This window comes from Streptomyces sp. NPDC032198, assembly GCF_040636975.1.
Lineage (GTDB): Bacteria > Actinomycetota > Actinomycetes > Streptomycetales > Streptomycetaceae > Streptomyces.
Map to the genome: position 1 here is coordinate 309,127 of NZ_JBEZVL010000010.1, position 24,126 is coordinate 333,252.

Here is a 24,126-nt window from a genome sequence, read left to right on the forward strand (position 1 = left end):
TCACGAAGGCGTGCGCGGGGGCGGCAGTCCCGCCCCCGCGCACGTATCCATGTCTGTACGTCCGAGCACTCCCCGCTCACTACGCGCAAGCACTTTGCACCACACCTCGCAGGAAGAGGAGCAGCACGCATGGCTGAGACCACTGAGTACGACTACGTCATCGTCGGCGGCGGCACCGCCGGTTCGGTGATCGCATCCCGCCTCACCGAGGACCCGGACGTCACCGTCGCCGTCATCGAGGGCGGCCCCAGCGACATCGACCGCGAGGACGTCCTCACGCTGCGCCGCTGGCTCGGCCTGCTCGGCGGCGACCTCGACTACGGGTACACGACCACCGAGCAGCCGCGCGGCAACTCGCACATCCTGCACAGCCGCGCCAAGGTCCTCGGCGGCTGCTCGTCGCACAACACCCTGATCTCCTTCAAGCCGCTGCCCTCCGACTGGGACGAGTGGGAAGAGGCGGGCGCCACCGGCTGGGGCTCCGCCGCGATGGACCCCTTCTTCGGCAAGCTGCGCAACAACATCGTGCGCGTCGCCAAGAAGGACCAGAACCAGATCGCCACCGACTGGGTCGAGGCGACGAAGAGCGCGCTCGGCGTCCCCGAGGTCGTCGGCTTCAACGACAAGCCCTTCGACGAGGGCGTCGGCTTCTTCGACCTCTCGTACCACCCGGAGAACAACAAGCGCTCCTCCGCCTCCGTCGCCTACCTCCACCCCCACATGGAGGCCGGTGACCGCCCCAACCTCCGGCTGCTCCTGGAGACGTGGGCCACCAAGCTGGAGCTCGACGGCAAGACCGCGCGCGGCGTCCACATCCGTACGAAGGACGGCGTCGAGCAACTGCTCACCGCCCGCCGCGAGGTCCTCGTCTGCGCGGGCGCCGTCGACACGCCGCGTCTGCTCATGCACTCCGGCATCGGCCCCGCCAAGGACCTCGAAGCCCTCGGTATCCCCGTCGTGCACGACCTGCCGGGCGTCGGCGAGAACCTCATCGACCACCCCGAGTCGGTCATCGTCTGGGAGACGAACGGGCCGATCCCCGGCAACTCCGCGATGGACTCCGACGCGGGCCTGTTCGTGAAGCGGGACCCGGACCACAAGGGTCCTGACCTGATGTTCCACTTCTACCAGATCCCGTTCACGGACAACCCGGAGCGCCTGGGCTACGAACGCCCGGAGCACGGCGTCTCGATGACGCCGAACATCCCCAAGTCCCGTGCGCGCGGCCGTCTCTACCTGACGTCGGCCGACCCGGAGGCCAAGCCCGCCCTCGACTTCAGGTACTTCGAGGACGAGGGTGACTACGACGGCCGGACCCTGGTCGACGGCATCAAGCTGGCCCGCAAGGTCGCGCAGGCCGAGCCGTTCGCCAAGTGGCTCAAGCGTGAGGTGTTCCCCGGCCCCGACGTCACCGACGACGCCGAGATCAGCGAACTCGTGCGCAAGGCCGCACACACCGTGTACCACCCCGCCGGAACCTGCCGAATGGGCGCTTCCGCTGATGAACTTGCTGTAGTCGACCCGGAGCTGCGGATTCGCGGCCTTGCGGGAATCCGAATCGCGGACGCATCCGTCTTCCCGACGATGCCTGCCGTGAACCCGATGATCGGAGTGCTCATGGTCGGGGAGAAGTGTGCCGAGATGCTGGGTGGTGAAGGCCGATGAGTGAGGTCTCAGTGAACAAGACGGACGACACGACGCGGGACGACGCGACGCGACAGGAGTCCGGCCAAGGACCCGTCTTCGCCGTCGACAACCTCTGGAAGGTCTTCGGGCCGAAGGCGGACCGGATACCGGGCGACACCTCGGTGCACGGGCTCACCCCCGCCGAACTCCGGGCGCAGACAGGCTGCACCGCAGCTGTGCGCGATGTGTCCTTCGAGGTGAAGAAGGGCGAGGTCTTCGTCGTCATGGGCCTGTCCGGCTCCGGCAAGTCGACGCTCGTCCGCTGCCTGACCCGCCTCATCGAGCCGACCTCCGGCTCCGTCGTCATCGACGGCGAGGACGTCCTGGCCATGGACAAGAACCGGCTGCGCGAACTGCGCAGGCACCGCGCCTCCATGGTCTTCCAGAACTTCGGCCTCCTGCCGCACCGCACCGTCCTCGACAACGTCGCGTACGGCCTGGAGATCCAGGGCATGGGCAAGGCCGAGCGCCGCGCGAAGGCCATGGAGGTCGTCGCCAAGGTCGGCCTCGACGGTCTCGAGCAGCGCAGGCCGGGGCAGCTCTCCGGTGGTCAGCAGCAGCGTGTGGGCCTGGCCCGCGCCCTCGCCGTCGACCCCGAGGTCCTCCTCTTCGACGAGCCGTTCAGCGCCCTCGACCCGCTGATCCGCCGCGACATGCAGGAAGAAGTCATCCGCCTGCACCGCGAAGAGGGCCGCACGATGGTCTTCATCACCCACGACCTCTCCGAGGCCCTGCGCCTCGGCGACCGCATCATGCTGATGCGGGACGGCGCGGTCGTGCAGCTCGGCACCCCCGAGGAGATCGTCTCCAGGCCCGCCGACGACTACGTACGCGACTTCGTCCGTGACGTCCCGCGCGAGCAGGTCATCCCGGTGCGCAGCGCGATGCGTCCCGCGGAGGGCGACGAGGCGACCACGGGCGTCGCTCTCAGCCCGGACACCCTCGTCGTCGACGCCATCGAGGCCGTCGCGCGCAGCGGCGAGCACTGCCGGGTCGTCGACAACGGACGCACGCTGGGCGTCGTCGACCACGCTCGACTGCTCGCGGTGGTCGCCGGGATCAACGGCGATGCCGAGGGCAGGGAGGTGGCGGCCGTATGAGTGCCGCCGACACCTCCGTCCTGGAGAAGAAGGACCGCGCCCCGCAGGAGCCCGCCGTCCCGCCGACGCCGGGCCTGGCCGCCCGGTTCGCCGCCCGGCCCAAGGTGGTCGTCCTTGTCGCCGCCGTGCTCGTTGCCGTGGTCAGCGCGTTCCTGGTCAGCCACAGTGCCTGGCCCAGCGGCTGGACGTTCGACGTCAGGTCCCCGCTGAGCGACGCGGAGACCTGGCTCGAGGACAACCGCGACACCCACTGGATCTTCCTGTACTTCCTGCTGCACATCAGCAATGCCGCACAGGGTTCCGTCGACGGACTCGTCAGTCTCTTCGAGACGCTCGGAGTCTTCGGCGTGACCTTCGCCGCGGTGCTGATCGCCTGGGTGGCGGGCGGCGCGGACCTCAGCCGCCGGGCGCTGCGCACCGCGGGCACCGCGCTCGCGGCCTTCGTCGTCATCGGCCTGCTCGGCATGTGGGAACCGGCGATGGAGACCCTCGCCCTGATGGTGGCCTGTGTCGCCGTCGCGGCCCTCGTCGGAGCGCTGCTCGGACTCTGGGCCGGTCTCTCGGAGCGGGGTCAGCGCATTCTGAACCCCGTCTTCGACACCATGCAGATCCTGCCCGCCTTCTCCTATCTGCTGCCCTTCGCGCTGATCTTCGGCGTCGACGTGCCGCCCGCCTTCGTCGCCACGGTCATCTACGCGGCTCCGCCGATGGCCCGCCTCACCGCGCTCGGCCTGCGCGGCGCCGACGAAGCCGCGCTGGAGGCGTCGGCCTCCCTCGGCGCGAGCGCCTGGCAGCGGCTGTGGACCGCGCGCCTGCCGCTCGCCCGCAAGCAGATGCTGCTCGGCCTCAACCAGACGATCATGATGTGTCTCTCGATGGTCGTGCTCGCCTCGGTGGTCGGCGTCGGCGGCCTGGGCGGCGAGATCTACACCGCGATCTCCACCGTGGACACCGGCCTCGCGCTGGCGCCCGGCATCGCGATCGTGCTGATCGCCATCTGGCTGGACCGCACCACGGGTGCCGTGGGCGAACGGCTCGACTCCCCGAGCGCCGGCAGGGGCGGCAAGAAGACCGGGCTCATCTGGCTCGGCGTCGTCATCGCGACCGCCGTGGGCTCCGTACTGGGTTCCGTGCTGGGCAAGGAGGAGTGGCCCGACGAGTGGGTCGTCGCCTTCGCGAACCCGGTCAACTCCGCGGTGGACTGGATCGAGCACACCTTCGGCTCCGGTGTCCCCGTCGTGGGCGGCACGATCACGATGGCGTCGAACTTCGCCACGTACGTCATCAACCCGATCCGCGACGGCCTCGAAGCCACTCCCTGGTGGGCGCTGGCCCTGGTCGTCGGTGTTCTCGCCTTCCTGGCGGGCCGTTGGTGGTCCGCCATCACCGCGGTGCTCTCCCTGGGCGTCATCGGCGGCATGGGCCTGTGGACCCGGTCGCTCGACACGCTCTCCGTGGTCCTCACGGCCCTGGTGGTCACCCTGCTGCTCGGCTTCGCCATCGGTGTCTTCGCGGCACGGGTCGGCTGGGTGGAGCGGGCGATCCGGCCGGTGCTCGACGCCCTGCAGACGATGCCGCAGTTCGTCTACATGATCCCGGCGATCGCGCTGTTCCACGGCGGTCGCACCGCCGGTGTCGTGGCGGCCGTGCTCTACGCACTGCCCGCGGTCATCCGCATCACCACGCAGGGCGTCAACCAGATCGACCCGTCGGCCCTGGAGGCGTCCCGTTCGCTCGGTGCCACCACGGGTCAGCAACTTCGCGGGGTGCAGCTTCCGTTGGCGCGCTCGTCGCTCCTGCTGGCCGTCAACCAGGGCGTCGTACTCGTCCTGTCGATGGTCGTGATCGCCGGAATGATCGGCGCCGGCGGCCTCGGCGTGCAGGTGGTCACGGGCCTGGCCAAGGACGACCTGCCGCTCGGCCTGACCGCCGGTGTCGCGATGGTGTGCCTCGGCGTGCTGCTCGACCGGGTCTCGCAGCCGGGCGCGAAGGTGAAGGAAAACGCCCTGCGCTGACCCCGGGCGCCGGGGGCGGGCCCACCGCGCCGCGCCTCGACTCCCCGCATACTTCTGCTACTCCTGCTAGGTAAGGGAAGAATCTCGTGAAGCACAGCAAGCGGATAAGCACCAGTCTCATCGCAGGCATCGCTGCCCTCGGCATGGTCGGCCTCAGCGCCTGCGCCGCCGACACCAAGAAGTCGGGCAACAGCGACGAGGTCACGATCACCGTTCCGTCCTGGGTCGGCGCCCGCGCCAACGCCGAGGTCGCCAAGGTGATCCTCGAGGACGAGCTGGACGTCAAGAAGGTCAACCTCAAGACGATGGACGAGCCCATCGCCTGGGACGCCCTGAACAGCGGCAAGGCCGACGTCATCATGGAGGACTGGAACGGCCAGCCCGACAAGCAGAAGCTCTACATCGACAAGAAGAAGTCGGTCGTCAGGGGCGGCGACCTCGGTGTCGTCGGGCACATCGGCTGGTTCGTCCCGAAGTACTACGCGGACAAGCACCCCGAGATCCTCGACTACAAGAACCTGAACAAGTTCGCCAAGGACTTCAAGACCTCGGAGTCGGGCGACAAGGGCGAGTTCATCGGTGCGGCCCCCTCGTACACGACGTACGACCAGTACCTCATCAAGAACCACAAGCTGAACTTCCACATCAAGGAAACCGGCAACGAAGCCGCGCAGATCAAGGAAATCCAGTCGAAGTACGAGGCCAAGACGCCGTTCATCACCTACTGGTGGGAGCCGCTGTGGGCCAACGTCGACCTGGACATGGTCGAGGTGAAGCTCCCCAAGTACACCGAGGGCTGCAACGAGCCGAAGACCGAGACCAAGTGCGGCTATGACAACAATCAGCTGCAGAAGTACCTGAACGCCGACTTCGCCAAGGACGGCGGCGACGCGGCCGAGTTCCTGAAGAACTTCAAGTGGGACAACGACCAGCAGAACGAGGTCGCCAAGTCCATCGCCAAGGACAAGATGACGGGCGAGGCCGCGGCCAAGAAGTGGGTCAAGGAGAACAAGGACGTCTGGGAGAAGTGGCTCCCGAAGAAGTAGTGACGCGGCGATTGATGTGACGCCGCACAGCGCGATGACCGCTGTGCCGGCGTAGCCGTGACGATGGTGCCGGTCCCCTCGGGGTCGGCACCATCGGCATGTGTGAGGCCTCTGATCTGGGGCGTTGCACTTTTGTGCAATAGCGGAGCCGTACGTCTCCTCCTACGGTGGGCGATGTTCATGTCAAACCCTCAAGAGAGCTGGTGGACGCGTATGAAACTCCCTCGCCGCGTGAGTACGTCGGTGGGCGCACTCGCCGTCGGCACCGCCGTGCTGGTGCCGATGATCGGCAGCGGCTCGGCCCAGGCCGCACCCGCAGCTCCCTCCGCCGCGGCGTCTGTCTCCGGCTCGGCGTCCGGATCCGACTCCGGTGCGGTCGCCGCGGCGGGCGGGTTCCACTCGAAGAAGGGCACGCTCAAGTGCCGTAAGCCCGGCGAGACGGCCTGGATCTGGGACTCGGCGGCGGGCCGCTCGCGGGTGTCGTGGAAGCCGGCCGGCGGCCGGCTGGTGTCCCGGGTGTGGAAGCACTCGCACGACGGCATCTCGACGCGGACCGTTCCGACGTGGCGCAAGTCCGTCACATGGAAGGTCACTTCGGTATACGGGAACAAGAAGAACCTGAGCAAGGTGTACGGCTACTGCAGCACGCAGGGCTGGCGCGTGGGCAAGGCGTCGGACCGCCTCAGCCAGAAGAAGTCCGGCACCAAGACCTGCCCCGCGGGGAAGGTCGTCTACATCTCGTCCGGCGGGATCGGCAACCTCAAGCACCGGTTCAAGTCGACCGGGGGCGGGGCGCTGCACACGCACAACTTCGGCGGTTCCCAGCAGGTCCTGGTGACGGAGCGCGCGACACCCACCGAGATGCGCTCGGTGAAGTGGCGGGTCGAGGCCTGGAGCATCAAGAACAGCATCCCGAACGCGCAGGTCGGGCGGGTCAAGGCGTCCTGCATCAGCAAGTACTAGCACTGGTCGGCACTGACGCCGTGTGAGCTGCCCGGCGGCAGGGGCGGACTCATGTGCTGCGCGCCGGGCTCCCTTCGCGAAGGGAGCCCGGCGCCGTCACGTCTGCTTCAGGCCGCCCGCGATCTCCCGCAACGCCTCCGTCGCACGGATCAGCAGGCCGGGGCCGAACGTGATGCGCGTGGCGCCGAGTTCGCCCAGTTCGCCCAGTTTCCGCAGCGACGGGCCGTCCGCCTTCGCGCCCACGTTGATGGGGCCCTCGATGCCCGCCCGCAGCTGCGGCAGCGCCTCCGGCGGCGCGAAGATCGGGTAGACGCAGTCCGCGCCCGCCGCCACATAGAGGCGGGCCCGCTCGACGGCGGCGCCCGGATCCGCGACTCCCCGGAGGAACGTATCCACGCGGGCGTTGATGAACACCCCGTCGCCCGCGGCGGCACGCACCTCCGCCAGCCGCTCCGCCTGCTCGTGCGGATCCCTGAGGACCCCGTCCGTCGAGTCCTCCAGGTTGCAGCCCACCGCGCCCGTCGCCAGGAGCCGCTCCACCAGCTCCTTCGGCGGCAGCCCGTAGCCGTCCTCGATGTCCGCGGACACCGGCACGGATGCGGGGACCGACCGCACGATCCGGGCCACCGCCGCGAACATCTCGTCCACCGGCACCTCCCCGTCCGCGTACCCGAGCGACGCCGCGACCCCCGCGCTCGGCGTCGCGAGAGCGGGGAAACCGGCCTCGGCGAAGACCCGCGCGCTGGCCGCGTCCCAGGGTCCCGGCAGGACCAGCGGGTCACCGGGCGCGCGCCCATGGTGCAGGGCGCGGAAGTCGTCCACGAGGCTCATGGCGTGTACCCGCCCGGCTCGATACGGCGGCTGACCATCACCCGGTTCCAGCTGTTGATGACGGTGATCACCCCGATGAGATGGGCGAGTTCGGACTCGTCGAAGTGCTTGGCCGCCGCCTCGTACGCCTCGTCCGGGACGAACCCGTCCGTCAGGACCGTCACCGCCTCGGTCAGCGCGAGAGCGGCCCGCTCCCGCTCGCTGAAGAGCTCGCCCGCCTCCGGCCACGCGTTGAGGAGGGCGATCCGCTTGGCGCTCTCGCCGTTCCGCACGGCGACGTCCACATGCATGTCCAGACAGAACGCGCACGCGTTGATCTGCGAGGCCCGCATCATCACGAGCTCGGCGAGCACGGGATCGCCGAGCCCCTTCTTCGCCGCCGCGCTCAAGGCGGCCAGGGCGGACCCGAAGCGCTTGTCGAGATGAGTAGTCCGGGCGCTGTGGTCGGTACGAGCGGTCACTTGTGGTCTCCGGCCTTGTAGTGGCCCGGCACCTGTCGCGTCGAGACGCCGAAGCGGTTCCACGCGTTGATCACCGTGATCGCGGCGATGAGCTGCGTCAGTTCCTGCTCCTCGAAGAGGGCCGCGGCCTTGTCGTACACCTCGTCCGGCACGAAGCCGTCCGTCAGGACGGTGATCGCCTCGGTCAGCGCGATCGCGGCGACCTCCTTCGCGGTGTAGAAGTGCTGCGACTCCTCCCACGCGCTGAGCTGGATGATCCGCTCCACGCTCTCGCCCGCCGCGAGGGCGTCCTTGCTGTGCATGTCGACGCAGAGCGCGCAGTGGTTGATCTGCGAGGCGCGGATCTTGACGAGCTCCAGGATCACCGGGTCGACGCCCTTACGGGCGGCCGCGTCGAGCCGGACCATCTCCTTGAAGACCTCGGGCGCCTGCGCGTGCCAGTCGAGGCGGGGCGTGTGCTCGTGGACGTATTCCTTGGAGTGCGCCGGTACGGGGGTGTCTGTGGGGCTGTCTACCGGGCTGTCTATGGCGGTGCTCTCGTTCGTCGTCATGACATCGACCGTACGGGGGGAGTAGCCCACAGGTATGGTCCATTCCCATGGAAGAATCCTGGGCCACTTTGGGCGTCGACCTCCACCTGGAGAGGTGGGGAGAGGCGACGCGCTCCGGCGTGCGCAAGGGCCTCACGGACGCCCTGCGCGAGGCGGTGCGCGGCGGCAGGCTCGCCCCCGGCATCCGCCTCCCCTCGTCCCGCTCCCTCGCCGTCGACCTGGGCATCGCCCGCAACACCGTCGCCGACGCCTACGCGGACCTCGTCGCCGAGGGCTGGCTCACCGCACGCCAGGGCTCGGGCACCCGCGTCGCCGAGCGCGCCGTGCCCCGCCCCGCCGAACCCGCGCCGCGCCGCAGGGCCGTCGGCGGTCCGACGTACGACCTGATGCCGGGCACCCCCGACCTCTCCACGTTCCCGCGCGCCGCCTGGCTCAAGGCCGCGCGCCGGGCCATGGCCGCCGCCCCGAACGACGCGCTCGGCTACGGCGACCCGCGCGGCCGCGTCGAACTGCGCACCGCCCTCGCCGACTACCTCTCCCGGGCCCGCGGCGTGCACACGGACCCGGACCGCATCGTCATCTGCGCCGGGTTCGCGCAGGGCCTGAGCCTGCTGGGCGGAGTACTGCGGGCCCGCGGTCTGCGGGAGGTGACGGTCGAGTCGTACGGCCTGGACGTGCACTGGAATCTGCTGAAGCGGGCGGGCCTGACGACGAGGCCGCTGCCCTTCGACGCACTGGGCACCTCGACGGACGAGTTGGGGTCGATGGGGTCGTCGGGGTCGTCGGGGTCGGGCTCGGCGAAGGTGGCGCTCCTGACGCCCGCCCACCAGTTCCCGATGGGGGTGCCGCTGCACCCCGACCGGCGTGCGGCCGCCGTCGACTGGGCGCGGCGCACGGGCGGCCTGATCCTGGAGGACGACTACGACGGGGAGTTCCGCTACGACCGGCAGCCGGTGGGCGCGCTCCAGGGCCTCGACCCCGACCGCGTGGTCTACCTCGGCACGGCCAGCAAGTCCCTCGCCCCCGGCCTGCGGCTCGGCTGGATGGTGCTGCCCGCGCCCATCGCCGCCGAGGTCATCGAGGCGAAGGGGGGCGCGGAATGGGCCTGCGGGGCGCTGGACCAGCTGACGCTCGCGGAGTTCATCACGTCGGGTGCGTACGACCGCCATGTGCGGGGCGCGCGGCTGCGCTACCGCCGCCGACGGGACCAGCTGGTCGCCGCCCTGGCCGCGCGGGCGCCGGAGGTACGGGCCACGGGGATCGCCGCGGGACTGCACGCGGTGCTGGAACTCCCGCCGGGCACGGAACGCACGGTGGTCCAGGCGGCAAGCTGGCAACGCCTCGCGGTCCAGGGCCTGGCGAGCTTCCGCCACCCTGCCGCGAGCCCCCCGGAGCGGGACGCACTGGTGGTGGGCTACGGCACACCGGCGGACCATGGCTGGGCGGGGGCGCTGGAGGCGTTGTGCGCGGTGCTGCCGTAGGGCGGTGTCTCAGCCCCTCCGGCGTTCGAGGAGCGGGGGCTGGAGCGGAGCCCCACGCGGCGGAGCCGCAAATGTCACAGCCGGGAAGGGGCGGGCCCTGCGGGACTGGGGAAAGCCCCGCAGGGCCCGCCCCTACGCAGCCCCCAGGCAGAACCCAGGCAGCCCCCTACGCAGTCCCTCCCACCGCCGCCTCCTCCTCGACCGGTGCCTCACCGAAGCGCGCCAACGCCAACGCCCCCACCACAGCCACCACGAACCCCAGAACGGCCACCCACTCCATCCCGCCCCGCGTGCGATCCCCGAGCCACACGACCCCCACCACCGCGGGCCCGATCGTCTCCCCGATCACCATCCCCGCGGTAGCGGTCGTCACCGAGCCCCGCTGCAACGCGGACGTGAGCAGCAGGAACGCCGCACCCCCGCCCACCAGCAGCGCATAGGCGGCCGGGTTCCTCACCAGCGCCCCCGGTGAGACATCGTCGATCAGCCGCACCGCGACCTCCACCACCCCGAACCCGAGCCCCGCCCCCAGCCCCAGGGCCAGCGCCCGCCCCCGTCCGGGCAACCGCCCGGCCACCGCGCCGAGCAGCAGCACACCCACCGCCACGCCGAGCATCACGTACCGCAGGGTCGTCGAGCCGACGCCTTCCCCCTCGTCCCCCGACGCGAGCCCCAGCATCGCGAGCCCCGCGCACACCACCCCCACCGCCGCCCACTCCACACCGCTCAACCGAACCCGCAGCATCCGCGAGGCCACCACCGCCGTGACGGCGAGGCTCGCGGCCAGCGCCGCACCGACGGCGTAGATCGGGATGGAACGCAGCGCCACGATCTGCAGCAGGAACCCGAGCCCGTCGAGCCCGAGCCCCACGACGTACCGCCACTGCTTCACCGCGCGCAGCAGCAGCGCGGGGTCGACCCCGGACCCCGTCCCGGGCGCCGTGGCGCGGGCGGCGATGGCCTGAAAGACGGAGGCCGTGCCGAAGCAGACCGCTGAACCGAGAGCGCAAATCATCCCAAGAGACACGAAGTGACTGTAGAGGAAAGGGATTCGGCTGAGCCGGTTGGCATGGCGCACGGGCCCTTACCTACGCTGATCGCCGATCACGTACGACAGACGTACGACAGACGGACAACGGACGGACAACAGACGGACGCATGTACGACAACGGGGGAGCGGAAGCACAGATGGAAGAACAGGAAGAGCGGAAAGCCCCACGGCGGAGGCTGCGGTCCAGCACGGTCGTGCTCGGCGGAATGGGCGTCCTCGCGGCGGCCCTGACCTCGTGCGGCTCGGAGCCGGACAAGCGGTGCGTGGACCGCGACAGCTACGACGCCTACACCGGCTACAAGATCGTGGCCGACAAGAACTGCAAGAGCGGCTCCGGTTCGTCCTCCTCGAACGGCAAGGGACGCAAGGCCGGCGGCAGTTCTTACGGAACCGGCACGTCCGGCCGCATGGACCCCGAGTGGTACTACGACGCCGACATCGACGGCCGCCACGCCGACTACGGCACCTTCAGCCGCAGCGAGGCCGTCGACCGCGACGGCTTCGGCTGCTCGGGCAGCGGCGGCGGCTGATCCCGGACCATGGAACGCCACACCACCACTCCCCGCCCCGGCTGGCAGCGGACGGTCGAGGACCAGGGGCTCATCTACCCCCTGACCCGCTACCCCGACGACTCGCTGCGCCCGTACTGGGACGAGTCCGCCTACTACACGTTCACGCTCCCCGAGGTCGAGGCACTGGAGGAGGTCGTCGAGGAGCTGCACGCGATGTGCCTGACGGCGGCCGAGCACATCGTCACGCACGGCCGCCTCGCCGATCTCGGCATCACGGACCCCCGCGTGGCCGAAGCGGTCACCGAGGCCTGGCACCGCCGCGCTGAACTCCCCTCCCTCTACGGACGGTTCGACCTCCACTACGCGGGCGCCGAGGGCGGTCCGGCCAAGATGCTGGAGTACAACGCGGACACCCCCACGTCCCTGGTCGAGGCCGCGAGCCCGCAGTGGTTCTGGATGGAGGAGCGCTTCCCGGGCGCCGACCAGTGGAACTCCCTCCATGAGCGCCTGGTGGACGCCTGGAAGAAGCAGGCCGCCCTGCTGCCGCCCGGCGGCCCGCTGTACTTCGCGCACTCCGCGGGCGACGAGCTCGGCGAGGATCTGATGACGGTCGCCTACCTGCGCGAGACCGCGCAGCAGGCCGGGCTCGCCACCGAGGCGATCTCCATGGAGGACATCGGCTGGGACCGGCTCTCGCGGCGCTTCGTCGACAAGAAGCTCGGCTTCATCCGCAGCTGCTTCAAGCTCTACCCGTGGGAGTGGCTGACCACCGACCGCTTCGCCCCGCACGTCCTGGAGACCCTCGACAACGGCGGCGGCACCGGCTCCACCCTGTGGATCGAGCCCGCCTGGAAGATGCTCCTCTCCAACAAGGCGCTCCTGGCGATCCTCTGGGAGCTGTACCCCGGCCACCCGAATCTCCTCCCCGCCTACCTGGACGGTCCCCGGGAGCTGGCTTCCGGGCGGGGCTACGTCGCCAAGCCTCTCCTTGGCCGCGAAGGCGCCGGAGTCACGGTCCACCCGCCGGGCGCCGAACCCGCCGAACCCGCCGAACCCGCCGAACCCGCCGAACCCGCCGAACCCGCCGAACCCGCCGAATCCGCCGCACCCGCCGTACGCGAAGAGGCCTGCTGCTACCAGGAGTTCGCACCGCTGCCCGACTTCGACGGCAACCGTGTGGTGCTCGGCGCGTGGGTCGTCGAGGACGAGGCGGCGGGGCTCGGCATCCGGGAGTCGGCGGGTCTGATCACGGACGAGTACGCGAGGTTCGTGCCGCACGTGATTCTCTGATCCCCGGCCCGGGCCGCCTCGGTGGCCCCAAGTCGGGCGAGTACGCTGCCGGTTGATCGATGGTGGACCCGGAGGCGCTCGGAGGCGACCGCACATGGCCGACAGCAGGATCAACACCACGCAGCCTCACACGGCCCGGATCTGGAACTACTGGCTCGGCGGCAAGGACAACTACCCCGTCGACCAGGCGGCCGGGGACCAGATCCGCACGCTGCACCCCGGCATCGGCGCCTACGCGCTGGCCGACCGGCAGTTCCTCGGGCGTGCCGTGAGCCACCTCGTGACCGAGTGCGGCATCCGGCAGTTCCTCGACATCGGCACCGGGCTGCCGACCGCCGACAACACCCACGAGGTCGCCCAGCGCATCGCCCCCGAGTCCCGCGTCGTCTATGTGGACAACGACCCGCTGGTCCTCACCCACGCACGCGCCCTGCTCACCAGCACCCCCGAGGGCAGGACCGACTACCTCGACGAGGATCTGCGCAACGTCGACACAATCCTCGAACACGCCACCAAGACCCTGGACTTCGACCAGCCGGTCGCGCTGATCCTGCTCGGAGTCGTCATCTTCATCGAGGACGACTCCGAGGCGTACGGCATCGTGCGCCGCCTGATCGACGCGCTGCCGGCCGGCAGCCATCTGGTCCTCTCGCACACGATCACCAGCCCGGAGATGCCCGACGTGGACGAGGCGGTGGCGTTCTGGAACGAGAACGGCACGCCCCGGCTGACGCAGCGCACCCCCGAGCAGGTCGTCGGCTTCTTCGAGGGCCTGGACCTCCTCGCCCCCGGGGTGGTCTCGTGCAACCGCTGGCACGCGGGGGCGGCGGAGCCGGAAGCGAGTGTCGAGGACGTGGCCATGTTCGGCGGGGTCGGCATCAAGCGCTGAAGCGGACCTGATCTGACCTGATCTGACCTGAGCTGACCTGAGACGACCTGAGCTGACCGCCCCACCCCGCTTACGTGGCAGCTCAGTTGGCCCCGAGACGGACGAGCATCTTGCCGGTGTTGGCGCCGCGCAGCACGCCGAGGAAGGCTTCGGGCGCCTGCTCGATGCCCTCGACGACGGTCTGCTCGGTGCGCAGACTGCCGTCGGCGAGCAGGCCCGCGGCCTTTCCGATCCACTCCGGGAACAGGTCGAAGTGGCTGCTGACGAGCATGCCGCGCAGGGTCGCCTCGTGGGTCGCGGCACGGAACAGGTTGTTCGGGCCTGGCGCGGGTGCGGTTGTGTTGTAGCCGCTGATGGCGCCCACGAGGGCGATACGGCCGCCGGTGCGGATGGCGCCGATGGCGGCCTCCAGATGGTCGCCGCCGACCGAGTCCAGGTAGACGTCGATGCCCTCGGGGGCGGCCTGGGCGAGCTGTTCGGGGATGCCGCCCTGGCGGTAGTCGATGGCCGCGTCGTAGCCGAACGTGTCGAGCAGCTTCTTGGTCTTCGCCGGTCCGCCCGCCGAGCCGATCACCCGGGACGCGCCGAGCTCACGGGCCAGTTGCCCCGCGACGCTGCCGACCGCGCCCGCCGCCGCGGAGACGAACACGACGTCGCCCTCGCGGACGGGGGCGGTACGGGTGAGCGCCGCGTACGCGGTCAGGCCCGTGGTGCCCAGGGGCCCGAGATAGGCGGGTGCCGGGGCGAGCGAGGTGTCGATGACGGTGGCGGTGGCGGCATCCAGGACGGCGTACTCGCGCCACCCGAGGAAGTGCGAGACGGTCGCGCCCACCGGCACGTTCTCGGCACGGGACGCGACGACCTCGCCGACCGCGCTGCCTTCGAGGGCGGCGCCGATCGCGAAGGGCGGGATGTAGGAGGGGGCGTCGTCCATCCGGCCCCGCATGTACGGGTCCACGGACATCCAGGTGTTGCGCACCAGGATCTGCCCCTCGGCGGGCTCAGGGACGGGCGTGGTGACCAACTCGAAGTCGGTGGGGGCGGGTTCTCCAACAGGGCGGGCGGCGAGGCGGATTTCGCGGGAGGTGGTGGCGGGGGAGTACGTGGTGGACATGACGGGAGTCCCTTCGGGCGTGGCTTCGGCTTGTTGTGTGTGACCGGGGGCTGATCGACCGGCTGTGTGCGGCCTGTCCTGGTCACGTGGAACACCGTGCCCGGGGCCGCGCACGAGCCACTGACGGCTGACGCACGGCGGCCGCCGATGGGCCCTGCGCAGGCCCGCATTAACGTTGCGGCATGCGATTCGAGGTGCTGGGCCCGTTGACGGTGCGCACGGCGGACGGGGCGGTCGTCCCGGTTCCGGAGCCGAAGGTCCGTGCCCTGCTCGCGAATCTCCTGATCCACCAGGGCCGGCCGGTCCCCGCGGACGCCCTGATCGACGGACTGTGGGGCGAGCGGCTGCCGGGTAACCCCGCCAACAGCCTCCAGACCAAGATCTCCCAGCTGCGCAGGGCCCTGGAGAAGGCGGAACCGGGGGCGCGCGAGCTCGTGGCGTACGGCCCCGCCGGATATCTGCTGCGGGCCCCGGAGGGAGTGACGCCGGAGGAGCTGACGGACGCGGCGCGCTTCGTGGCGCTGACTTCACGGGCGTACGACGCGCACGGTACCCCGGGAGTACGGGAGAGGGCCGCGCTTCTCTCGGAGGCGCTGACGCTGTGGCGTGGACCGGCGTACGCGGATTTCCGGGACGAGGAGTTCGTGCGGGTGGCGGTGGCCCGCCTGGAGGAGCAGCGGCTCACGGCGCAGGAAGCGCGGGCGGAACTGCGCCTGGAGTACGCCGCCCCGGGCGAACGCGCTGCCCTGGCGGACGAGTTGGCGGACCTGGTGGCGGAGCAGCCGTTGCGGGAGAGGCTGCGGGGCGCGTACATGAGGGCGCTGTACCTGGCGGGGCGCCCGACGGAGGCGTTGGACGCCTACCGTGACCTGCGCGAGCGCCTGGCCGACGACCTGGGCATCGACCCCGGTGCGGAACTCGCCGCCCTCCACGAGGCAATGCTCCGCCAGTCCCCGGAACTGACCTCGCCCAGGGCGTCTGCCCCGAGTCCGACCCCGGCCCCGGAGCCACGGCCGGCACCCCCGCGCCCCCGCACGAACCTGCCGGCTCCGGTCACCGCGCTCGTGGGCCGGGATGATGCGGTGGCCCGGGTGCGGGAGCTGGTCGGAACGACACGCCTCGTCACCCTGGTGGGGCCGGGCGGCGTGGGCAAGACCCGGCTGGCGCTTGAGGCGGCGGCCGGGCTCGCGGACGACTTCGAGGACGGCGTCTGGCTGGTGGAACTGGCCGGCACGAAGAACGACGCCGCCGAAACACTGGCCGCAACCCTGGGCATCAGAGACACCCCTTCACCCCCCAACACCGAGCCCCCACCCTTCCCAGTCGAGCCCCCACCCTTCCCAGTCGAGCCCCCACCCTTCCCAGCCAAGCCCCCACCCTCCCCAGTCGAGCCCCCACCCTTTCCAGTCGAGACACCGACTCCCCACGCTCCTGACTCCGCCCCCAGTACTCCGCGCGCTCCCGGCAGCTCCAACGCGCCCTCCGACGTGCCCGCCTTCGTGCGGTTCCTCGCCAGGGCTCTCGCCCCGCGGCGCATCCTCCTGGTGTTGGACAACTGTGAGCACGTGCTGGAGCCCGTGGCCGTGCTGCTGGCCGAACTCCTGCGGCAGGCGCCCGGGTTGCGTGTGCTCGCCACCAGTCAGGAGCCCCTCGCCCTCTCCGGCGAGACGCTCGAAGCCGTCGCGCCGCTCGGGGAGCGCGAAGCCCTGGCCTTGTTCGCCGATCGGGCCGCCGCCACCTCGCCCGGCTTCGTGCTGGACGCGGAGAACACCCCCGCCGTCGCCCTCATCTGCCGCCGCCTCGACGGCATCCCGCTCGCCATCGAACTGGCCGCCACCCGCGTACGCGCCCTCGGCGTGCACGCCCTCGCCGAGCGGCTGCACGACCGGTTCCGGCTGCTCAACCAGGTGCGCAGGGACGCCCCTGCCCGCCAACGCACCCTGCGCGCCATGATCGACTGGAGCTGGCAGCTGTCGACCACGGAGGAACAGGGCGCTCTACGTCAACTCGCCGTGTTCCGCGGCGGTTTCACCCTGGACGCGGCCGAAGCGGTGTACGGCGTCGATGGCCCACCCGGCTCCACGACAGGCAACGCATCACGCGGTACGTCTGCCCCCTCCGGGGCGGACGGGGTAGACGTACTCGACCTCATCACCCGCCTCGTCGACCGCTCCCTCCTCACCACCGCACCCGGCACCGACCCCGCCCACGGCATCCGCTACCGCATGCTCGAATCCGTCGCCGCCTACAGCCTCGAACGGCTCGACGAGGTGGGGGAGACGAAGGACGTACGGCGCCGCCACGCCCACCACTACGCCGACCTCGCCGAACACGCCGCACCCCAACTCCGCGGCCCCGCCCAACAACAGGTGCTGCACCGCCTCGACACCGAGACCGTCAACCTGCGCGCCGCGCTGGAGTGGGCCGTGGCCGACGGCGACGCCGCCCTCGCGCTGCGCCTGACGAACGCCCTCACCTGGTACTGGTTCCTGCGCGGACGCCTGAGCGAAGCCGGACGCTCCCTGACCCAGGCCCTGAGCCTGACCCAGGCCCGGAACCTCACCCCGGCCGACGGCACCGGCACGGCGCCCGCCCACGCCTCCGCCCGCACGGCCCGCGCAGCCCTCGCCCTGCTCACCGGCGACGACGCCCCGTACACCGGCATCGGCACCGACGGCCCCGCCGAGGGCGCCGACCTCCGTTCCCGCTGGCTCCTGGCCTTCGCCCGCAGCGGATTCAACCGTACGGAGGGCGAGGAGACCCAGGTCGACGAGCTCCTGGAGGAGTTCCGCGCGGCGGACGACCGCTGGGGCGTGGCCGCCGCCCTCAGCACCCGCGCCACCCGGGCCCTCTACCGGGGCGATCTCGCGACCCTGCGGCGCGACGCCGATGCCAGCGCCGAACTGTTCGCCGTACTCGGAGACCGCTGGGGCCAGTTGCAGGCCTCCGAGCAGCTGGGCGTGCTCGCCGAGATCGCCGCCGACTACGACGGCGCCGCCAAGCTCCACCGCGACGGAATGCGCGACGCGGAGGAGCTCCAGCTGTGGACCGACGTGTCCTTCCGCCTCGCCCGCCTGGGCCGCATCGCCCTGCTCACCGGTGACGACGCCGCGGCCACCGACTTCCACGAGCGCGCCGCACGCCTCGCCGCGCAGCACTCGCACGGGCCCGCGCAGCAGTTCGCCGAGACGGGCCTCGCCATCGGCGCCCGCCGCCTCGGTGAACTCGACACCGCGGAGCGGCACCTCCTGCCCTGGCTCACCTGGAACCGCCGCCTCGGCGTCCGGTCCGGCACCGCCCTGATCCTGGCCCAGCTCGGCTACGTCGCCGAACAGCGCGGTGATGCGGCCCGGGCGGAGGAACTCCACCGGGAGGGCCTCGCCGTGGCCCACAGCACGGGCGACGAACGCGCGGTCGCCCTCGCCCTCGAAGGCCTGGCCGGAGCCCACTCCCTCGCACACGACCACACCCGCGCCGCCGAACTCCTCGGCACCGCAGCCGCCCTGCGCGAGGCGGTCGACAGCCCCCTGCCGCCCGCCGAACGCCTCGACGTCGACCGCGCCGCACAACGCTCCCGCACCGCCCTAGGCGAGGACGGCTACGCGACCGCATACACCCGCGGCCACGACACCCCTGCCCCGAACATGACGGACCCGGCGTAAGCCGACCGTCGCCCACCGACGACAGAGCCGGACCGCTGCCGCTACCACCACCCTTGAACCAGGCTGCTGGACCACCTCAGCTGAACCACCTCAGCTGGACCGCCCCAGCTGGACCACCCCAGCTGGACCGCCCCAGCTGGACCGCCCCAGCTGGACCGCCCCAGTGGAGCACCCCGCATGAACTAGGCCAGCACACCCCGCAGTTGATCCAAACCCCAGTCCAGGTCCTCCTTGGTGATCACCAGCGGCGGAGCGATCCGGATCGTCGACCCGTGGGTGTCCTTGACCAGTACCCCCCGGTCCATCAGCTTCTCGGAGATCTCGCGGCCCGTGCCGTGCGACGGCTCGATGTCCACCCCCGCCCACAGCCCACGGCCCCGGACCTGGGTCACCGCCCCCGTACCGGCAAGGAGCCCCAGCTCGGCGTGCAGATGCTCGCCCAGCTCGGTGGCCCGCTGCTGGAACTCGCCCGAGCTCAGCATCGCGACGACCTCCAGCGCCACCGCACACGCCAGCGGATTGCCGCCGAACGTCGACCCGTGCTCACCCGGCTTGAACACCCCCAGCACATCCGCGTCCGCCACTACCGCGGACACCGGCACGACGCCCCCGCCGAGCGCCTTGCCCAGGATGTACACGTCCGGCACCACGCCCTCGTGCTCGCACGCGAACGTCTTCCCCGTCCTGCCGAGCCCCGACTGGATCTCGTCCGCCATGAAGAGGACGTTCCGCTCCCGCGTCAACTCCCGGACTCCCGCGAGATATCCGGCCGGCGGCACCAGCACCCCGGCCTCTCCCTGGATCGGTTCGAGGAGCACGGCCACGGTGTTCTCCGTGACGGCGGCCCGCAACGCCGTCAGATCGCCGTACGGCACGATCTCGAAACCCGGCGTGTACGGACCGAAGTCCGCCCGCGCCTCCTGATCCGTCGAGAAGCTGACGATGGTCGTGGTCCGCCCGTGGAAGTTGTCGCGGGCGACGACGATCTTCGCCCGCCCGTCGGGCACGCCCTTGACCTGGTACCCCCACTTCCTGGCGGTCTTCACGGCCGTCTCCACCGCCTCCGCCCCGGTGTTCATCGGCAGCACCATCTCCTTGCCGCACAGCTCCGCGAGCCGCGTACAGAAGTCGGCGAACCGGTCGTGGTGGAAGGCCCGCGAGGTGAGCGTCACCCGCTCCAGCTGTGCCTTGGCCGCGTCGATCAGGCGGCGGTTGCCGTGCCCGAAATTCAGTGCGGAGTACCCGGCCAGCATGTCGAGGTAGCGGCGCCCCTCGACGTCCGTCATCCAGGCGCCCTCCGCCGACGCGACCACGATGGGCAGCGGGTGGTAGTTGTGCGCACTGTGCGCTTCGGCCGAGGTGATGAACTCTTCGGTTGTCGACACGGGGTCTCCGTTCGTCCTGCGGCATGGGGCGGGTGTGGCGCCCAAGTTCTATCGTCGCTCGGATCGTGGACGAAGAAACCTGCCGACCCGGCGTGCCCGATAGGCTGGTCTCTACAGCACGGCGACTGGCGCACGGGGAACGGACCCCGAGGAAGCCGTGCGAGGCAGAACCTTCGAGGTGCCGCCCGCCTGGGCACCCCGGGACCACGACCGGACACATACCGCTCGCCCCGGAGGACGCCATGACTCACTCCCCTTCGTCTTCGCCTTCGCCGAACTCCCCGGACTCCTCGGTTTCCAAGGACCTTCCGAACGCCCTCAGCCATCCCTCGCTCGCCGCGCAGGACCCCGAGCTGGCCGCGCTCGTCGGCGCCGAGGAGCAGCTCCAGGCCGACACCCTGCGCCTGATCCCCAGCGAGAACTACGTCTCCACCGCCGTCCTCGAAGCCTCCGGCACGGTCCTGCAGAACAAGTACAGCGAGGGCTACCCCGGCCGCCGCTACTACGAGGGCCAGCAGAACATCGACCCCGTCGAGCGCCTCGCCGTCGCCCGCGCCAAGTCCCTCTTCGGCGTCGAGCACGCCAACGTCCAGCCCTACTCCGGCTCCCCGGCCAACCTCGCCGTCTACCTCGCCTTCGCCGAGCCCGGCGACACCGTGATGGGCATGGCCCTCCCCATGGGCGGCCACCTCACCCACGGCTGGGGCGTCTCCGCCACGGGCAAGTGGTTCCGCGGCGTCCAGTACGGCGTCCGCCACGACACGGGCCGCATCGACTTCGACGAGGTGCGCGACCTCGCCCTCAAGGAACGCCCGAAGCTGATCTTCTGCGGTGGTACCGCCCTCCCTCGCACCATCGACTTCGCCGCCTTCGCCGAGATCGCCCACGAGACGGGAGCCGTCCTCGTCGCCGACATCGCGCACATCGCCGGACTGATCGCGGGCGGCGCCCACCCCTCACCGGTGCCGCACGCCGACGTGATCTCCACGACCACCCACAAGACCCTGCGCGGCCCGCGCGGCGCGATGCTGATGTGCCGCGAGGAGCACGCCAAGGCCATCGACAAGGCGGTCTTCCCCGGCCTGCAGGGCGGCCCGCACAACCAGACCACCGCGGCCATCGCCGTGGCCCTGCACGAGGCGTCGCAACCCTCCTTCCGTGACTACGCCCACGCGGTCGTCGCCAACGCCCAGGCCCTCGCCGAAGCGCTGCTCGCCCGCGGCTTCGACCTGGTCTCCGGCGGCACCGACAACCACCTGATCCTGATGGACCTCACCCCCAAGGACGTCCCGGGCAAGGTCGCCGCCAAGGCCCTCGACCGGGCCGGGATCGTCGTCAACTACAACACCGTGCCGTACGACCCGAGGAAGCCGTTCGACCCCTCCGGCGTCCGCATCGGAACCCCCTCGCTCACCTCCCGCGGTCTCGGGACGCAGCACATGCCGACCGTCGCCGACTGGATCGACCGGGGCGTCGCCGCGGCCCGTGCCGGTGACGAGGACGCCCTGACGAAGATCCGGTCCGAGGTCGCCGACCTGATGGCCGTCCACCCGGCCCCGGGCCTGCCGGGCCACTGACCCGCCGGGCCGGACAGCCGCCCCCCGGCCGACCGCCTTACAGGCCGGGGGGGCGCCGCACCCCTCACAGGTCCCTCAACTCCTGCCGCGGGCCCTCCTCATGAGGCCGCCGCCCACGCAGCGAGGCAAGGAGGGGACGGCGCTCGGTGAGCGGCCCCCGCAGCAGCAGCGCTCCCGCCGCCCCCGCCGCGACGCCCGGTATCACCCACCACCAGTCCGTTCCGCCGTCTCCCCGTATGCCATCGGCCCGCCCACTCGCGGCCTGGCCGTCCCCGGCCTGCGAGGCGGACGTCGGTGACGGCACCAAGTCCGCCCTTGGCGGTATCGCCTGATTCCCCTTGTCCGACGGTGCTCCCATCACCCCGAGCTTCTTGAACAGTGCCGTCAGACGAGCCGGGTCCTTCGCCTTGTGCCAGGAGCCGGTCATGGACTCGACATCCGTCGTGGTGTGGATCCACACCACAGCGGCGCCCTCGCCGCCCTTGCCGTCCTCGCTGCCCTTGGAGACGGACGCCACCGGATAGGCCCGGTCCACCCGCCACGGCCGCACATCGTGGAGCATCCACGTCACATTGATCTGACGGCTCTCGTCGCTCATGTTCAGCCCCGGTGGCTGTTGGCGCCGTCCCCCCGCCAGGTCGCCCGCGCGGCCGAGACCGCGCTCCAGCTCGCCGTACTCCTTGTCGCTCACATAGAGCGCCGTGCTCTGCCCGCTCTCGGGGGAGACCACGAGGACGCTCGTCGGCCCGCCCGCCACCGCCTGCGGTGCTCCCATCACCACCAGTGCCAGCGCTGCCGCGACCCCCGCCACCGATCCGCACATCCCCCGTGCCGTCCGCACCCGCATGTCCGATCCCCCAGCCGCTCTCCGGCACGATCCGTCCGCACCGCGTCACTTCTGGTACACCGCCCGAGCCGTTCAGGTTCCCGATTCATCCGGACCGGCCGAAACCGAGTTCCCGATCTTCAGCGCCCGCTCCTTCGACGCCACGCCCTCAAGACGCAGCGTGAGCTCCGGCCCGTGCGTCCACAGGAGCGTCGGGCCCGCCGTACGTTCGGTGCGCGTCCATCGGCCGCCGTCGTCCCGCAGCATCCAGAACGTGAGCCGATGCGGGCGCGGGAACCACAGCCCCGTCTCCCGGCCGACCTGAACCCAGTCGGGACGCTCCGTCACCGTCTTGGTGAAGCTCTGGTCCAGGCGTGCCCCGAACTCGTCGAGCCGTACCGTCCGGCCCTCGTCGCGCCAGCACAGTGTGACCAGGACGCGCGCGCCCGGCTCCCGCGTCACCGCCACGTCGTCCGGTGTGCCGAGCGCGTCCGGCACCACGGGGGCGAACCCGGCCCGCCGCCCGGCTTCGGCAAGGCTCACCCCGCTGCCGCACCCCGGCACACCTGCACCGGTCGGCGGGGTCGCCGACGGGTCGTACCGCACCTCGACCCCACCGAGGTCGAACCATTCGAATACCGCGGCCCGCACCGGCGGTGTGAGCACCGCCGCCGTCAGGAGCCCGCACAGCGCCGCCGTCAGGATCCGCCACCGCGCCCGCAGCCACGACCGCAGCCGGGAAGCGAGCCCCGGCGCCTGAGCCACCGGGGCCGGCGCCGCCTCCGCGATGATCTGCGCGATGACCCGCTCGGCCATCGTCGGACCGGTGACCCCCGGCGGATCGAGGGACCGCCCGAGCGCCCTCAGCTCATCGGGAAGCCGAACATCATCGGGAAGCCGACGGGCACCGCCCGCACCGCCGCGCCCAATCTGCTTCTGCTCACCGCCGGCCCCATCAGGACCGCCCGAACCGCCAGGACTGCCCTGACCACCCGAACCGTCCTGACCTTCGCCCCGCTCACTCACGCCCGTCACCTCCTTCCGTCCCTTGCGGCAGGATCCGTTCCAGCTTCCGCAGCGCGCGGTTCAGCCGGGACTTGACCGTGCCCCGCGGCCAGCCCAGCGCCTCGGCCGTCTCCGTCTCGTCCATCTCCAGGAGATAGCGGTACGTGACGACCAGGCGGTGCTCCTCGCTCAGCCGGTCGAGCGCGGCGAGCAGGGCCGTCCGGCGCTCGTCCCGCAGCGCCGCCACCGCCGGGTCCGCCGATTCCGGTATCAGCGGCTCCGCCTCCGCGAGCGCCGCCTCGCGTCCGACGAGCGACCGCTGCCGGACCGCCGAACGCACTGTGTTCCTCGTCTCATTGGCGACGATCGACAACAGCCACGGCTTGAACGCCGAGCCGTCCCTGAACCGCCCCAAGGAGCAGTACGCCTTGAAAAAGGCCTGCTGCACCACGTCTTCCGCGTCCGCTCCCGCCCCGAGAGCCACGGCCGCCCTGAGCGCGAGCCCGGTGAAGGCGCGCACCAACTCCGCGTACGCCTCCGCCTCCCCGGCGCGCACACGCGCGATCACCGCACCCTCGTCGACGACGCGGCTCCCCTCCAGGACCTCCCCCTGTGTCCTCACACTGTTGATACACCGGCCGGACGAGATCGGTTCCGCGTCCGCGAGGACTTCCCGAGGAC

General features: G+C 71.0%; 20 protein-coding genes and 1 riboswitch. Of the genes, 11 read left to right on the plus strand and 9 right to left on the minus strand.

Annotation, left to right across the window (positions count from 1 at the left end):
• The first annotated feature begins 129 nt into the window (after positions 1 to 129).
• From AB0E78_RS27250 to AB0E78_RS27270, 5 genes are all read left to right on the plus strand, one after another.
• A complete protein-coding gene (locus AB0E78_RS27250; protein WP_361837466.1) occupies positions 130 to 1,665 on the plus strand; it encodes a GMC oxidoreductase in 1,536 nt (511 codons plus the stop codon).
• Positions 1,662 to 2,786: a glycine betaine/L-proline ABC transporter ATP-binding protein gene (locus AB0E78_RS27255; protein WP_361837468.1), complete on the plus strand. Its 1,125-nt coding sequence runs from the start codon at positions 1,662 to 1,664 to the stop codon at positions 2,784 to 2,786. The genes AB0E78_RS27250 and AB0E78_RS27255 overlap by 4 nt, the downstream gene beginning before the upstream one ends.
• Positions 2,783 to 4,801 carry an ABC transporter permease subunit gene (locus AB0E78_RS27260; RefSeq protein WP_361837471.1) on the plus strand — a complete coding sequence of 673 codons (2,019 nt, stop codon included), beginning with the start codon at positions 2,783 to 2,785 and terminating at the stop codon, positions 4,799 to 4,801. The genes AB0E78_RS27255 and AB0E78_RS27260 overlap by 4 nt, the downstream gene beginning before the upstream one ends.
• Before the next feature lie 86 nt (positions 4,802 to 4,887).
• The gene (locus AB0E78_RS27265) at positions 4,888 to 5,847 is read left to right on the plus strand and encodes a glycine betaine ABC transporter substrate-binding protein (RefSeq protein ID WP_361837474.1); all 960 of its coding nucleotides are present in this window, start codon (positions 4,888 to 4,890) and stop codon (positions 5,845 to 5,847) included.
• Positions 5,848 to 6,078: 231 nt separating this feature from the next.
• Entirely contained in the window at positions 6,079 to 6,810 is a 732-nt protein-coding gene (locus tag AB0E78_RS27270; RefSeq protein WP_361837477.1) for a hypothetical protein, read from the plus strand.
• A 96-nt stretch (positions 6,811 to 6,906) separates the two neighbouring features.
• Here AB0E78_RS27270 and AB0E78_RS27275 read toward each other — a convergent pair whose 3' ends face one another.
• The 3 genes from AB0E78_RS27275 to AB0E78_RS27285 are packed head-to-tail and all read right to left on the minus strand — an operon-like array spanning position 6,907 to position 8,653.
• Complete coding sequence (locus AB0E78_RS27275; RefSeq protein WP_361837479.1) at positions 6,907 to 7,641, minus strand: isocitrate lyase/phosphoenolpyruvate mutase family protein; 735 nt, start codon at positions 7,639 to 7,641, stop codon at positions 6,907 to 6,909.
• Positions 7,638 to 8,102 carry a carboxymuconolactone decarboxylase family protein gene (locus AB0E78_RS27280; protein WP_361837481.1) on the minus strand — a complete coding sequence of 155 codons (465 nt, stop codon included), beginning with the start codon at positions 8,100 to 8,102 and terminating at the stop codon, positions 7,638 to 7,640. Before AB0E78_RS27280 ends, AB0E78_RS27275 begins: the two co-directional genes overlap by 4 nt.
• Entirely contained in the window at positions 8,099 to 8,653 is a 555-nt protein-coding gene (locus AB0E78_RS27285) for a carboxymuconolactone decarboxylase family protein (protein ID WP_361837484.1), read from the minus strand. The genes AB0E78_RS27280 and AB0E78_RS27285 overlap by 4 nt, the downstream gene beginning before the upstream one ends.
• Positions 8,654 to 8,700: 47 nt before the next feature.
• On the opposite strand from AB0E78_RS27285, the gene AB0E78_RS27290 reads away from it, so the two are divergent.
• A complete protein-coding gene (locus tag AB0E78_RS27290; RefSeq protein WP_361837487.1) occupies positions 8,701 to 10,134 on the plus strand; it encodes a PLP-dependent aminotransferase family protein in 1,434 nt (477 codons plus the stop codon).
• A gap of 166 nt (positions 10,135 to 10,300) precedes the next feature.
• Here the strand turns inward: AB0E78_RS27290 and AB0E78_RS27295 are convergent, their stop codons facing one another.
• Positions 10,301 to 11,149, minus strand: coding sequence for a hypothetical protein (locus AB0E78_RS27295; protein WP_361837767.1), 849 nt, complete (start codon positions 11,147 to 11,149; stop codon positions 10,301 to 10,303).
• A 173-nt stretch (positions 11,150 to 11,322) separates the two neighbouring features.
• On the opposite strand from AB0E78_RS27295, the gene AB0E78_RS27300 reads away from it, so the two are divergent.
• From AB0E78_RS27300 to AB0E78_RS27310, 3 genes are all read left to right on the plus strand, one after another.
• Positions 11,323 to 11,715, plus strand: a complete 393-nt coding sequence (locus tag AB0E78_RS27300; protein ID WP_361837490.1) for a hypothetical protein — start codon at positions 11,323 to 11,325, stop codon at positions 11,713 to 11,715.
• Positions 11,716 to 11,724: 9 nt separating this feature from the next.
• Positions 11,725 to 12,987, plus strand: a complete 1,263-nt coding sequence (locus AB0E78_RS27305) for a glutathionylspermidine synthase family protein (RefSeq protein ID WP_361837493.1) — start codon at positions 11,725 to 11,727, stop codon at positions 12,985 to 12,987.
• Positions 12,988 to 13,081: 94 nt separating this feature from the next.
• Positions 13,082 to 13,876: an SAM-dependent methyltransferase gene (locus AB0E78_RS27310; RefSeq protein WP_361837496.1), complete on the plus strand. Its 795-nt coding sequence runs from the start codon at positions 13,082 to 13,084 to the stop codon at positions 13,874 to 13,876.
• Positions 13,877 to 13,958: 82 nt separating this feature from the next.
• Here AB0E78_RS27310 and AB0E78_RS27315 read toward each other — a convergent pair whose 3' ends face one another.
• Positions 13,959 to 14,990, minus strand: coding sequence for an NADP-dependent oxidoreductase (locus AB0E78_RS27315; RefSeq protein WP_361837498.1), 1,032 nt, complete (start codon positions 14,988 to 14,990; stop codon positions 13,959 to 13,961).
• Between the two features lie 182 nt (positions 14,991 to 15,172).
• Between AB0E78_RS27315 and AB0E78_RS27320 the strand changes: the two genes are divergently transcribed.
• Positions 15,173 to 18,652 carry a BTAD domain-containing putative transcriptional regulator gene (locus tag AB0E78_RS27320; protein WP_361837501.1) on the plus strand — a complete coding sequence of 1,160 codons (3,480 nt, stop codon included), beginning with the start codon at positions 15,173 to 15,175 and terminating at the stop codon, positions 18,650 to 18,652.
• 182 nt (positions 18,653 to 18,834) lie between these two features.
• Here AB0E78_RS27320 and rocD read toward each other — a convergent pair whose 3' ends face one another.
• Positions 18,835 to 20,037 (minus strand): ornithine--oxo-acid transaminase, encoded by a 1,203-nt coding sequence (rocD, locus tag AB0E78_RS27325; protein ID WP_361837504.1) that lies wholly within the window; start codon positions 20,035 to 20,037, stop codon positions 18,835 to 18,837.
• Between the two features lie 111 nt (positions 20,038 to 20,148).
• A riboswitch (ZMP/ZTP riboswitch) is annotated at positions 20,149 to 20,239 on the plus strand.
• A 40-nt stretch (positions 20,240 to 20,279) separates the two neighbouring features.
• Between rocD and glyA the strand changes: the two genes are divergently transcribed.
• A complete protein-coding gene (gene glyA, locus AB0E78_RS27330) occupies positions 20,280 to 21,614 on the plus strand; it encodes a serine hydroxymethyltransferase (RefSeq protein WP_361837507.1) in 1,335 nt (444 codons plus the stop codon).
• A gap of 64 nt (positions 21,615 to 21,678) precedes the next feature.
• Here the strand turns inward: glyA and AB0E78_RS27335 are convergent, their stop codons facing one another.
• The 3 genes from AB0E78_RS27335 to AB0E78_RS27345 all read right to left on the minus strand — a co-directional run bounded on the left by AB0E78_RS27335 (position 21,679) and on the right by AB0E78_RS27345 (position 24,067).
• Positions 21,679 to 22,461, minus strand: coding sequence for a hypothetical protein (locus AB0E78_RS27335; protein ID WP_361837510.1), 783 nt, complete (start codon positions 22,459 to 22,461; stop codon positions 21,679 to 21,681).
• Positions 22,462 to 22,533: 72 nt separating this feature from the next.
• On the minus strand, positions 22,534 to 23,370 hold the full coding sequence (locus AB0E78_RS27340) for a hypothetical protein (protein WP_361837770.1): 837 nt from the start codon (positions 23,368 to 23,370) through the stop codon (positions 22,534 to 22,536).
• Positions 23,371 to 23,458: 88 nt separating this feature from the next.
• Positions 23,459 to 24,067 carry a sigma-70 family RNA polymerase sigma factor gene (locus AB0E78_RS27345; RefSeq protein ID WP_361837513.1) on the minus strand — a complete coding sequence of 203 codons (609 nt, stop codon included), beginning with the start codon at positions 24,065 to 24,067 and terminating at the stop codon, positions 23,459 to 23,461.
• Between the last annotated feature and the right edge of the window lie 59 nt (positions 24,068 to 24,126).

Bases quoted from the DNA above. Each gene is read 5' to 3' on its own strand.
- AB0E78_RS27250 (WP_361837466.1), top strand. From the start codon at position 130: ATGGCTGAGACCACTGAGTACGACTACGTCATCGTCGGCGGCGGCACC.
- AB0E78_RS27255 (WP_361837468.1), top strand. From the start codon at position 1,662: ATGAGTGAGGTCTCAGTGAACAAGACGGACGACACGACGCGGGACGAC.
- AB0E78_RS27260 (WP_361837471.1), top strand. From the start codon at position 2,783: ATGAGTGCCGCCGACACCTCCGTCCTGGAGAAGAAGGACCGCGCCCCG.
- AB0E78_RS27275 (WP_361837479.1), bottom strand. From the start codon at position 7,641: ATGAGCCTCGTGGACGACTTCCGCGCCCTGCACCATGGGCGCGCGCCC.
- AB0E78_RS27285 (WP_361837484.1), bottom strand. From the start codon at position 8,653: ATGACGACGAACGAGAGCACCGCCATAGACAGCCCGGTAGACAGCCCC.
- AB0E78_RS27290 (WP_361837487.1), top strand. From the start codon at position 8,701: ATGGAAGAATCCTGGGCCACTTTGGGCGTCGACCTCCACCTGGAGAGG.
- AB0E78_RS27295 (WP_361837767.1), bottom strand. From the start codon at position 11,149: ATGATTTGCGCTCTCGGTTCAGCGGTCTGCTTCGGCACGGCCTCCGTC.
- AB0E78_RS27300 (WP_361837490.1), top strand. From the start codon at position 11,323: ATGGAAGAACAGGAAGAGCGGAAAGCCCCACGGCGGAGGCTGCGGTCC.
- AB0E78_RS27305 (WP_361837493.1), top strand. From the start codon at position 11,725: ATGGAACGCCACACCACCACTCCCCGCCCCGGCTGGCAGCGGACGGTC.
- AB0E78_RS27310 (WP_361837496.1), top strand. From the start codon at position 13,082: ATGGCCGACAGCAGGATCAACACCACGCAGCCTCACACGGCCCGGATC.
- AB0E78_RS27315 (WP_361837498.1), bottom strand. From the start codon at position 14,990: ATGTCCACCACGTACTCCCCCGCCACCACCTCCCGCGAAATCCGCCTC.
- AB0E78_RS27320 (WP_361837501.1), top strand. From the start codon at position 15,173: ATGCGATTCGAGGTGCTGGGCCCGTTGACGGTGCGCACGGCGGACGGG.
- glyA (WP_361837507.1), top strand. From the start codon at position 20,280: ATGACTCACTCCCCTTCGTCTTCGCCTTCGCCGAACTCCCCGGACTCC.
- AB0E78_RS27335 (WP_361837510.1), bottom strand. From the start codon at position 22,461: ATGCGGGTGCGGACGGCACGGGGGATGTGCGGATCGGTGGCGGGGGTC.